Below are 12511 nucleotides of genomic sequence, written 5' to 3' on the forward strand. Positions count from 1 at the left end.
ATACCGGTTGTATAGGGTGGAGGTGAGACAAACAGATGCTTAATATAATAATTGCATTTCCTAAAATAGATGATGCGAAGGTAATAAAGAATGTTTTAGTACGTAATGGATATGAGGTAGATGCAACATGTACAACAGGCGCACAAGTAATCGCGACTGCCAACAATTTAGATGGTGGTATTGTGATTAGTGCGTATCGCTTTACAGATATGTTTTATAGCGATTTACATAATTATCTACCTAAAGGTTTTGAGATGTTATTAGTTGCTTCTCCTACTAAGTTTGAAGATTGCATCAATAATGATATTGTTTGTCTTGGAAAACCGATTAAGACACAGGATTTGTTAAATACCCTTGAGATGATGACGTATAATTATACGAGACGAAGAAGAAAACTAAGAGAGAAACCGAAGCAAAGAACAGAAGAGGAAAAGGAAGTTATTGTGAAAGCAAAACGTATTCTCATGGATAGAAACAATATGACGGAGGAAGAAGCGCATCGTTATATACAAAAGACTAGTATGGACAGTGGAACTAATATAGTGGAAACAGCACAGATGATTTTGTGTTTGATGTAACTATGAATATAGCAATTACCTACACAAATGATGTTTTTATGTGCGAAGTTTAAGTAAAGAATTTAATAGAACTCTAGGTATAAATAGTAGCTTATAAAGCAATATTTATACCTAGAGTTTTCTTATGGTAAATTAGAATGATTGCTATAAATAATGTTAGATGATAAAATTAAATGGTAAGTATTAATACTGTACAACATTAAAAAGTAATTAAGACCAGTACATATTGATAAAGAGGAGGAGTTATTATGAAGAATTTAAAGGTGAGAACAAAAGTTGTCATGCTGGCAGTTGGATTAATCTGTATAGCAATCTTTATGTGTATGTTATCAATAACAAAACTGACAGATGAGATGAATCAATCTCTTGATACTCTGGAAGCTAGATTGAATGAAGATTATGATACGAATATTAAGGAACAAGTAGGTACAACAATTAAGATGATTGAAGCAATCTATCAGAAATCACAACAAGGTGTGTATTCCTTAGAAGAATCAAAGCAGTTAGCAGCAGAAATTGTACGAAGTTTGCGTTATGGTGAAAGCGGTTATTTTTGGGTAGATACATATGAAGGGGATAATGTTGTATTGCTTGGCAGTGAAACAGAGGGAACAAATCGTCTAGACACTGTCGATGTGAATGGGTTTAGAATGGTTGCGAATATTATTGAAGTAGGCAAGCAACCAGATGGTGGATTTACAGAATATTGGTTTCCTAAAGAAGGTGAAGAAGAGGCCTCCCCAAAACGTTCTTATAGTAAAGCATTCGAACCATATCAATGGGTAGTAGGAACTGGAAATTATACAGATTACATAGATAATGAAATTGCGACATTACGAGCAGAAAAAGTAACGGAAGTTAATAAGGTTATTATGGAGATGGCGATAATACTAATTGTTGTTTTGTGTATTAGTATGTTCATAACTGGATTATTCTCAAGACAATTAGGATCCGCATTCAATAGTATTTGTAGTTATTTACGACAAGTAGCAAGTGGTGATTTTACTGCTAAATTACCGAAGAATATTGCAAATCGTAAGGATGATTTCGGAACGCTAATTACGGAACTGGAGAATATGAAGTCTTCCGTAAGCGGTTTGATTAAACAGACCAATATAGAAGCAGATAAGATTCTTGAAGTGGTAAGTCAAGTAACGCTTGGAGTGAACGAGCTGAATAGTAACTTAGAAGACGTATCTGCGACGACGGAAGAACTAGCAGCTGGTATGGAGGAGACCTCTGCTGCATCTCAAGAGATGTTGACGGCATCTCAAGAAATTGATATGGCAACTAAAGTAATTGCAGAGAAATCCTCTCAAGGAGCTGAATTGGCAAGCGAGATTTATAAGAGAGCTGATGTTACGAAATCCGAGGTGGATATGGCACAGCAAGTAGCTGGAGCAATGAGACAAGAGATAGAAGAAAAATTACAAGAAGCGTTAGAGAATGTAAAAATAGTTGAACAGATACACGTTTTGTCGGAATCTATTATGACCATAACAGGGCAGACGAATCTGCTAGCTTTGAATGCGGCTATTGAAGCGGCAAGAGCTGGAGAAGCCGGAAGAGGATTCTCTGTTGTAGCAGATGAGATTCGAGATTTGGCAGAACAATCAAAGAATACGGTTGTGAAGATTCAAGAAGTAACGGAACAAGTAACGGAATCGGTTAACAATCTATCAGATAGTGCAACCAAACTACTAGATTTTGTTTCAACTAAGGTAAATCAAGACTATGATCGATTCGGTGACGTAGCAGAAGAATATCATAAAGATGCAAATTACATTAATGATTTAATACAAGATTTCAGCGAGACAGCAGAAGGATTAAAGAAATCGATAGGTAGTGTCATGACCGCTATTAATGAAGTTTCTCAGGCTTCCGAACAAGGAGCTATTGGAACAAGTGATATAGCAGAAAAGGTTATGGGAGTTACGAATAAATCTATGTATGTAGCGGATCAGGTAAGTATATCAAAAGAAAGTAGTATACATTTGCATGAGGAGATTGGTAAATTCCGATTAGAGGATTAAGAACAATGCGATTTGCGAATGGTAACTATTCATTTTCATAAATAATGTTGCGTAAATGTATGTTATGGGGTAAAATAACACAAAGTTAAAAATATGAATCGATAAAAATAAGGAGGCTTCATAATGTACAAGATTAACGAGAATTATCTAAAATTACCTGGTAGTTATTTGTTTTCAACAATTGGTAAAAAAGTAAACGAATTCACAGCGGCAAATCCAGAGAAGAAGATTATTCGTCTTGGTATTGGTGATGTAACATTACCTTTAGCACCAGCTGTTATTGATAGAATGCACAAAGCAGTTGACGAGATGTCAAGTCCAGAAACTTTCAAAGGTTATGCACCTGACCTTGGCTATGAATTCTTAAGAGAAGCTATCGCAGTGAATGATTTCAAAACTCGTGGAGTTGATATCGCATTAGATGAAATCTTCATCAGTGACGGAGCGAAGAGTGACTCTGGTAATATCGGTGATATCTTCGATATTGATAACAAGATTGCAGTTTGTGATCCTGTATACCCAGTATATGTAGATACGAATGCAATGTCAGGAAGAACAGGAGAGTACTTACCTGAACTTGGTAAATGGAGTAATGTTATCTACATGCCTTGTACAGCAGAGACGAATTTTGCCCCAGAATTACCAAAAGAAAGACCGGACATTATCTATCTTTGTTTTCCAAACAATCCAACTGGTTCTACAATTAACAAAGATGAGTTACAAAAATGGGTTGATTACGCGCTCAAAGTTGGAGCAGTAATAATCTATGATGCTGCTTATGAAGCGTACATCTCTGAAGAAGATGTTCCTCATACAATCTATGAATGTGAAGGCGCAAAAGCTTGTGCAATCGAACTTAGAAGTTTCTCTAAGAACGCTGGTTTTACAGGTACAAGACTTGGTTTCACTGTTATTCCAAAAGAATTAAAATGTGGTGATGTAACACTTAACAGCTTATGGGCAAGACGCCATGGTACCAAGTTCAATGGTGCTCCTTATATTATCCAAGCTGCAGGTGCTGCGGTATATACAGAAGAAGGAAAGAAACAAACACAGGAACAAATTGCTTACTACATGAATAACGCGAAAGTAATTCGCGATGGTCTTGCAAGTGCTGGATACACAGTATCTGGTGGAGTGAATGCACCTTACATCTGGTTAAAGACTCCAGAGAAGATGACTTCATGGGATTTCTTTGATTATTTATTACAAGATGCAAACGTTGTTGGTACTCCAGGTTCAGGTTTTGGGCCAAGTGGAGAAGGATACTTCCGACTCACTGCATTCGGTTCTTATGAGAATACAGTGGAAGCAATTGAAAGAATTAAGAAATTATAAGATAATGATAGAACAGATACGAATGGACTACAATTCGTATCTGTTTTTTGAGTTAATCGGAAAACAGTGATATAATGTTTGTATGATACTGATAGTGAATAATTATGTAAATACAAGACTAAGAAGGATGAGACCATGAGTAATAGAATAAGTGATAAAAACAGTGATATAATAAGTAATAAAATAACGTTGAGAGCTGCTACTACAAAAGATGCTGAAGGGATACTTGCCGTATACATTCCTTATATTCTTAACACAACAATAACCTATGAATATGAGATACCTATAGTTGAAGAATTCCGAGAGAGGATCCGTAAAGTAACCAAATTCTATCCTTATCTTGTATGTGAAGAGGAAGGGGAAATCGTAGGGTATGCATATGCGTCACAGCATTTAGAACGCGCTGCATTTCAGTGGGGGGCAGAGATTTCAATCTATATCAAAGAAAGTTATCATGGAAATGGTATCGCAGCTAGATTATATGATCAAATTATTGATATTCTATATAAACAAGGTGTTTATAAGGTTTATGCATTAATTGATTCGCCCAATGAAAAGAGCGAGAACTTCCATATAAAACGTGGCTTTAAGGAGATCGGCTGCCTACCAAATACGGCATTCAAATTAGGCAAGTGGTGTAATCTGAAATACTACGAGAAAGAATTACGTGAATGTGAAGGAACACCAGTGGAGTTGATAGCTGCCAAGTTTATAGAATTAAGCTGAATTTAATATATTCCATTAATATGTGTGGTACAGTTACCTCAAAAAAGTCGTGTGATCTGGAGGCTTTTAATTGTACCACAGTGTAATCTCATCCGATTGCCTTTAACAGAAGACTACTCGGATTATTACAGAATGATTGGTTCATGCACAAGGATTTGGAACTATGAATGAATCATAGTCAAATTGAACATAATATCAAGATACTTTTGGATGTAAGACAATGTATGAATATGCATAGGTTGTGTTTATATATGTAAGAGAAACATTAGATAACTATCTCCAATATACCAATAAACTTTTTAATATAAAGTTTTTTAAATTTTACTTGCGTTTATAAAAACACTGTGCTAAGATGAAACACAACAAAAGTAACGATATAAAAGTTTGCTAACAATACAGTTACTTTTAGAAATTGTAAAAGCGTTGAAAGAGACTTTGACTTACCGAGAGCATTTATAGACAGGAATATAGTGTCACCGACTGAGAGCACTATTTTGATGATAAGCAAGCCATGGAACACTCTGGAGCTGGTGGATTGAACAAGTATGTGTCATAGGTTTCAAAAAACATTCATGTAGGACTTTCGTACATTTTAGTACGTATGACTAGTTTAGAGAAATTGCAGACATAGAAAAGTAGGTTCACACGTTGCACGCGTTAAGTGTTTAAGCGGAGAAATTACACATTTCTCAATGCGGGTGGTACCGCGGGAAAATAGCTTATCCCGTCCCGGAATATATTCGATTCCAGGGGCTTTTTTTATACCCATTTTTAGGGCTGCTTATAATTATAGCATGCCGATACATTCCGTAACCTTTTTTATTGGTAGGAGATAATCGATGTGGTAAAAGTCCAAAGTTGAATCGAATATGCTGGAGTCGCTCTAATGTAGATATTCATGTTATACATTAGGTTCCAGTCAAAAAGCTTAGATATTACATCAATATTTAATATTTAAGGAGGGATTTCAATGGAATTTATTTCAGGAATCAAAGAAAAGGAAACAGTAAGCATTTATGACATCATCTTAGGTGGTGATGCAGTTGGTAACAGGGAAACAGGTATTGCAATGGAAAGCGAAACGGTCCGTTTGAACGGAGCTATTCATACCATTCGAGATATGAGTGAGTTTGCATTCATTGTCTTACGAAAGCAAGAAGGTGTAGTACAGTGTGTATTCACTGAAGGAAGCGTATCCTTTGACCTAAAATCTTTGAAAGAAGGTGCAACGGTTGAGGTTCAAGGTGTGGTAGCGAAAGAGGATAGAGCACCTAATGGATTCGAGATTCGTTTGACAGACATTAAAGTATTGTCAATGCCATCTTATGATACGATGTTACCAATCCCAATTAGTAAATGGAAGTTAAAGACTTCGCTTGAAACCAAATTATCGCTGCGACCAATTTCTCTTCGTAACATTAGGGAAAGAGCAATCTTTAAGATACAAGAAGGTATCGTTCGTGGTTTTCGTGATTTTATGTTTGAACAAAAGTTCACAGAAGTTCGTACACCAAAAATCGTTGCAGGTAATGCAGAAGGTGGAGCTAACGTATTCAAGCTAGAGTATTTCGGTAAGAAAGCATTCTTAGCACAAAGCCCACAGTTCTACAAACAAACAATGGTTGGTGTTTATGATAGAGTTTTCGAAGTAGCTCCAGTATTTCGTGCGGAGAAGCACAATACTACAAGACATCTGAATGAGTATACAAGTATGGATTTTGAAATGGGATATATCGATGGATTCGAAGATATCATGGAGATGGAACAATCTATGCTTGACCATACATTTAAATTTCTTGAGAAAGAATACAGCAAAGAGTTACAGATATTAGGTGTTAAATTGCCAGATGTTTCAAAAATCCCAACAGTACGTTTTGATGAAGCAAAACAGTTAGTATCAGAGAAATATGATCGTAAAATAAAAAATCCATACGATTTAGAACCAGAAGAAGAAATCTTAATTGGCAAATACTTCAGTGAAGAGTGTGGTAGTGATTTTGTTTTCGTTACACATTACCCATCGAAGAAGAGACCGTTTTATGCAATGGATGATCCTACGGATTCCAAATTCACTTTAAGCTTTGACTTGTTATTCAAAGGTATGGAAATCACCACAGGTGGGCAAAGAATTCATAACTATGATGAGCAAGTAGCAAAGATGGTAGAACGTGGTATGGACCCAGAAGACTTCACAGACTATCTAATGATTCACAAATATGGTATGCCACCTCACGGTGGACTTGGTATTGGTTTAGAACGTTTGACGATGCGTCTTCTTGATGAACAAAACGTAAGGGAGACTACATTATTCCCAAGAGATGTATCTCGTTTAGAGCCTTAGGGGTTTCACTACTTCCGTTGTAAAAGGACGCAAAACTCTCGAAGTTTATATAAAGCTCCTTAGTTACCGTACCATAACACGAAACACGCTGCACACCTTAGTACTTCTAGGTGTGTACGGTGAGTTTGAGTAATGGATACGGAAACGCCTTCGATTCGCCATCCTGGCGAACTCAGGCTGGCTCGGCTTCCTTGCCTCGCCTTCCTAGGTGGTCAAGTACACACCAAGAAGTACTAGAGGTGTTACGCTATCGTTTCTTAGTTATGGTACGGCAGCTAAGAAGCGTATGGAAGGTAATGAGAGTTTTGCTGGTTGTTCAAAGGGGAGTAAGTTAGTGAAAGCTGGTAGTGAGTATTTTAGTATATAAGTGATTTATATGTGGTTGAATAAACACTAATAAGTTTAAGCTTTTGTATAGGTATAGAAGATATGACAAGTATTGAAGAAAAGTTGAAAGAATTAAAATATTATGAAGGGAGCCATGCGTTGCTTTCTTTCAACTTAATTATATAGGCAGTGTCGCAAGTTAGCTTGTGATAGGCATGGATGGAAAATGAAGATTACAGACGAAACAATTACGTATGTTGCGGCCTTAGCGAAGTTGGAGCTTTCCGATGATGAGAAAGATCGTGCCAAGACAGACTTAGAGAATATTATTAGTTACATGGATACGATGAATGAGATTGATACAAGTAATGTGGAACCTATGTCACATGCATTCCCAATGAAGAATGTATTCAGAGAAGATGTTGTAACTAACGGTGATGAACGTGATAATTTATTAAGTAACGCACCAGTTAAGAAGGACGGTTGTTTTATCGTACCTAAGACAGTGGAATAAGAAGGGAGGACATGGCTATGGCAGAGATTAAATTGCAAGATACAACTCCTATGACAGCCCTTGAATTAAGCACTAAGATGAAAGCGGGCGAGGTTTCTGTTGAAGAAGTTGTTAAGAAACAATTAGAGATTATTAAGAGCGAAGATGAGAAATATAATTGTTACATTACGGTATGGGAAGAAGCTGCAATTGCTCGTGCGAAGGAAGTACAGAAGCTAATTGATGAAGGCAAATTAGCAGATTCATCACTTGCAGGTGTGCCAATTGCAATCAAAGATAATATCTGTACGAAAGGTGAGCTGACAACTTGTGCATCTAAGATGTTATCAAACTTCAAGCCACCATACAATGCAGAAGTAATTGAACGATTAGAAGCGGCAGGAGCTATTATAATAGGCAAGGCAAATATGGATGAGTTCGCAATGGGAAGTACAACAGAGACTTCTTACTACGGACCAACTAAAAATCCAAGAGGTGTAGAATATGTACCAGGTGGTTCTAGCGGTGGAGCGGCTGCTGCCGTTGCAGCTAGAGAAGCAGTGATAGCGCTTGGTTCCGATACGGGTGGTTCCGTTCGTCAACCATGTTCTTTCTGTGGTGTGACTGGCATTAAACCGACATACGGCACAGTATCGCGTTACGGTTTGATTGCATACGCTTCCTCTCTAGATCAAATTGGACCAATTGCAAATAACGTAGCAGATTGTGCTAGTGTACTTGAAGTAATAGCAGGACATGATGCCAAAGATTCAACTTCCGTTCCTACACAGAGTTACCAATATACGAAAGCGCTAGTGGATGACGTGAAAGGTAAGAAAATCGGTATACCAAGAGGCTATATTGGCAAAGGACTAGATGAAGAAGTGAAAGCTTCTATCTTGGCAGCGGCGAAAGTATTAGAAGAAAAAGGTGCAACTGTTGAAGAATTTGACCTTGATATCGTGGATTTAGCAATTCCCGCTTACTACGTCTTAGCATCTGCGGAAGCAAGTTCGAACTTATCTCGTTACGATGGTGTGAAGTACGGCTACCGTACTTCAGATTTCGAGGGCCTTGGCGATTTATATAAGAAGACAAGAAGCGAAGGATTTGGCCAAGAAGTAAAGCGTAGAATGATGATCGGTGCATTTGTTCTTAGCTCAGGTTATTATGATGCCTACTACAACAAAGCGTTGCGGGTGAAAGCCTTAATCAAAGAAGGATTTGATAAAGCTTTCGAAAAGTATGATGTAATTCTCGGACCAACAGCACCAACTACAGCATTGAAAATCGGAGAGAACTTGTCTGATCCGCTTAAGATGTATCTAGGTGATATCTACACCGTATCCGTAAACCTAGCAGGCCTACCGGCCATCAGTTTACCATGTGGAGAAGATTCAAAAGGAATGCCAATTGGTTTACAATTAATCGGAAAACCATTCAAAGAAGCAGATATCATTCAGGTAGCATATAGCTATGAACAAGCACGTATTAAATAAATCGATGTTAAATGATAGCTAAATAAGAGAGAGAAGAATAATCGTGTAGGTAGATAGAAAATACGTAGTTATAATTATCAAATAATTCAATCGATATAAATTGTGATTGTCTAATTAGTAACGTTATTTAAGAGTATTGTGACTAAAATTATTGAAACTAATAATAGTAACGACTCAGAATGAATTGTTTACAATAGCTAGCTACCCACAGATGAAAACAGCGAAACTCATCAATACCGAGACAATATGCTCGAAAGAGCACACACAATCTGTAAGAAGCGTATTTCGTCAGATTGTGTGTGAGATATAGAGCATATTCAATGAACCCCACCGAGTTTCGCGTACCTCCACCCATAACCGTAGAAAGGAAGGAACCACATGAAATCATATGAAACTGTCATAGGTCTAGAAGTCCATGTAGAGTTGGCGACAAAGACAAAAATCTTCTGTGGGTGTACAACAGCGTTTGGTGGATCACCAAATACACACTGTTGTCCAGTCTGTACAGGAATGCCTGGAACACTCCCAGTTTTGAATAAACAAGTAGTAGAATTCGCGATAGCAGCAGGTCTTGCAACGAATTGTACAATTACACAGAATTGTAAGTTTGACCGTAAGAATTATTTCTATCCAGATTTACCAAAAGCATACCAAGTATCTCAATTATATTTACCAATCTGTAGAGATGGTGGAATTGAGATTGAAGTTGGTGGTGTGAAGAAAACGATTGGAATCCATGAGATTCATATGGAAGAAGATGCAGGAAAGTTAGTACATGACGAATGGGATGATTGTACATTAGTTGATTACAACCGCTGTGGTGTACCGTTAATAGAAATCGTAAGTGATCCAGATATGCGTTCAGCTGATGAAGTAATTGCGTATCTAGAGAAGCTAAAATTAATCTTACAATACCTTGGGGTATCAGACTGTAAGATGCAAGAAGGTTCACTCCGTGCAGATATTAACTTATCAATTCGCGAGGTGGGTGCACCCGAATTCGGAACGAGAACAGAGATGAAGAACATGAACTCTTTCAAGGCAATTGCTAGAGCAATTGAGGGAGAGAGAAAACGTCAAATCGAAGTACTTGAATATGGTAAGAAAGTAAACCAAGAAACAAGAAGATGGGATGATAACAAAGATACAAGTTTTGCTATGCGTTCCAAAGAGGATGCACAAGATTATCGTTATTTTCCAGAACCTGACCTAGTACCGATTGAAATCAGTGATGAATGGTTAGATACGGTTAAGAAACGACAACCAGAACTTAGAGATGAGAAGATGGTTCGTTATGAAACACAATATGATATTCCAGAATACGATGCCTCATTAATTACAAGCTCTAAGAAACTTGCAGATATCTTCGAAGCAACGGTCGCTATCTGTAACAAACCAAAAGAAGTATCAAACTGGTTAATGGTTGAGACAATGCGTCTATTGAAAGAGCATGAGATGGAGCCAGAGAATATTGCATTTACTCCAGAAAACCTTGCGAAATTAATTGGATTAATTGATGCAGGCTCTATTAACCGTACAGTGGCAAAAGAGGTATTCGAAGTTGTATTTGCTGAGAATGTAGATCCAGAAAGCTATGTTAAGGAAAAGGGCTTACTTATCGTTAATGATGAAGGAGAACTTCGTAAGACAATTGATGAAATTATTGCAAGTAATCCTCAGTCGGTTGAAGATTATCACAATGGTAAGACGAAAGCTATGGGATTCTTAGTTGGTCAGACCATGAAAGCCATGAAAGGGAAAGCTGATCCAGGAATGATTAATACTATTGTACTCGAATTATTACAGAAACAATAAATAGGATTCATATCAATTAATGCGAAAGGGAGAATACTTAAAAGCTAAGTATTCTCTCTTTTGTATATAACAAGGAATCTCTAATTCTATATAATATATATTTTATTAAATTAATCAAGGTCTTAAGGTAAAATAATTATGAAAGCACGAAAATACATATTTAGGGAAAAATAAAGAGAAAATACATTGTTTTCAGATATAAAAGCATTTATAATTTAATAGATTGTCAAAATTTCTTGTTGTAGTAGGAATCCGTAAGCCGAATAGCAACGGAAAAACATTTACAATTTCATAACAACATGATTAGAAGTTGATATTGTTGAAGAAGTAATATCTATCTTAGAAGGGGTGACTTACCTTTCAGGTAAGAAGTCTAAAGCAGACGCGTGGGTTGCATCAAGAACTGCACCCCGTTTTAAGTTAAATGAATTAGATCGAGAAGGAGAAAGTTGAATGAACACGTTAGAAATTAAGAATCTATCAAAGAGTTTTGGAAAAACTCGTATAATTAAAGATGTATCCCTCCACGTTTCAGAAGGTGAAATTGTGGCTTTTGTAGGACCTAACGGTGCAGGTAAGACAACAACCTTGAAGATGATTACTAATTTGATATGGCCAGATAGTGGTAGTATAACAATTGCCGGGTATGATTTATTCAAACAAAGGGAGATGGCACTTGCTAATATGGCAGGTATCATTGAGAACCCAGGTTTGTATACGAATCTTACTGGATTAGAAAACTTACAGTTTATACAGAAGTTAAGAGGTGTATCAAAAGCAAGATTACAAGAAGTCATTGAATTAATTGGCCTTAATGATAAGGAGAAGTTACATCGCAAGGTAAGAAGATATTCTCTTGGTATGAAACAAAGATTAGCACTAGGAATGTGTTTACTTACGAAACCCAAATTTCTTATCTTGGACGAGCCAACCAATGGTCTTGATCCTACAGGCGTAATTGAGCTTCGACAATTAATTGAGAAGATGGTTAAGGAAGAGAATGTATCCGTTTTATTTTCATCTCATATGTTAGGTGAAGTTGAAAAATTAGCCGATCGAATCGTATATATTAAGGAAGGAAGCATAATAACAGAGCGAATTCAACAAAAAGAGGATAGCAATATCTATAACATACATTTAGAAAACCAAGAAGAGAAGGCTGCCCAGATTCTTAGAAAACTTTCTTGTTGCAAACAAGTTGAGTTACAGGTAGATGGAATCTTACATATTGAAGCAGAAGTTGGTAATTTGAATTTGATACTGAAAACGTTAGGTGAGAATGCTATTACAATTATAGATATTGAGAAAGAAAAACAGAGTTTAGAAGATATCTATCGCTCTATATTTACGGAGGACTGATA

General features: G+C 36.8%; 9 protein-coding genes. All 9 read left to right on the forward strand.

The window, feature by feature from the left end; genetic code table 11:
* Window positions 1–35: 35 nt before the first annotated feature.
* The 9 genes from BUB90_RS17145 to BUB90_RS17185 all read left to right on the forward strand — a co-directional run bounded on the left by BUB90_RS17145 (window position 36) and on the right by BUB90_RS17185 (window position 12509).
* A complete protein-coding gene (locus BUB90_RS17145) occupies window positions 36–578 on the forward strand; it encodes an ANTAR domain-containing response regulator (RefSeq protein ID WP_073289672.1) in 543 nt (180 codons plus the stop codon).
* A gap of 248 nt (window positions 579–826) precedes the next feature.
* Window positions 827–2611: a methyl-accepting chemotaxis protein gene (locus BUB90_RS17150; RefSeq protein ID WP_084139342.1), complete on the forward strand. Its 1785-nt coding sequence runs from the start codon at window positions 827–829 to the stop codon at window positions 2609–2611.
* Window positions 2612–2734: 123 nt separating this feature from the next.
* Complete coding sequence (locus tag BUB90_RS17155; RefSeq protein ID WP_073289674.1) at window positions 2735–3949, forward strand: LL-diaminopimelate aminotransferase; 1215 nt, start codon at window positions 2735–2737, stop codon at window positions 3947–3949.
* 135 nt (window positions 3950–4084) lie between these two features.
* A complete protein-coding gene (locus tag BUB90_RS17160; protein WP_073289675.1) occupies window positions 4085–4675 on the forward strand; it encodes a GNAT family N-acetyltransferase in 591 nt (196 codons plus the stop codon).
* 970 nt (window positions 4676–5645) lie between these two features.
* Window positions 5646–7016: an aspartate--tRNA(Asn) ligase gene (gene aspS / locus BUB90_RS17165; RefSeq protein WP_073289676.1), complete on the forward strand. Its 1371-nt coding sequence runs from the start codon at window positions 5646–5648 to the stop codon at window positions 7014–7016.
* A 553-nt stretch (window positions 7017–7569) separates the two neighbouring features.
* Window positions 7570–7857: an Asp-tRNA(Asn)/Glu-tRNA(Gln) amidotransferase subunit GatC gene (gatC, locus tag BUB90_RS17170; RefSeq protein WP_073289677.1), complete on the forward strand. Its 288-nt coding sequence runs from the start codon at window positions 7570–7572 to the stop codon at window positions 7855–7857.
* 17 nt (window positions 7858–7874) lie between these two features.
* Window positions 7875–9335, forward strand: a complete 1461-nt coding sequence (gene gatA / locus BUB90_RS17175) for an Asp-tRNA(Asn)/Glu-tRNA(Gln) amidotransferase subunit GatA (RefSeq protein ID WP_073289678.1) — start codon at window positions 7875–7877, stop codon at window positions 9333–9335.
* Between the two features lie 378 nt (window positions 9336–9713).
* Window positions 9714–11150 (forward strand): Asp-tRNA(Asn)/Glu-tRNA(Gln) amidotransferase subunit GatB, encoded by a 1437-nt coding sequence (gatB, locus tag BUB90_RS17180; protein ID WP_073289679.1) that lies wholly within the window; start codon window positions 9714–9716, stop codon window positions 11148–11150.
* A 453-nt stretch (window positions 11151–11603) separates the two neighbouring features.
* Complete coding sequence (locus BUB90_RS17185) at window positions 11604–12509, forward strand: ABC transporter ATP-binding protein (protein ID WP_073289680.1); 906 nt, start codon at window positions 11604–11606, stop codon at window positions 12507–12509.
* Window positions 12510–12511: the final 2 nt, after the last annotated feature.

The organism is Anaerosporobacter mobilis DSM 15930 (assembly GCF_900142955.1).
Taxonomy (GTDB): domain Bacteria; phylum Bacillota; class Clostridia; order Lachnospirales; family Lachnospiraceae; genus Anaerosporobacter; species Anaerosporobacter mobilis.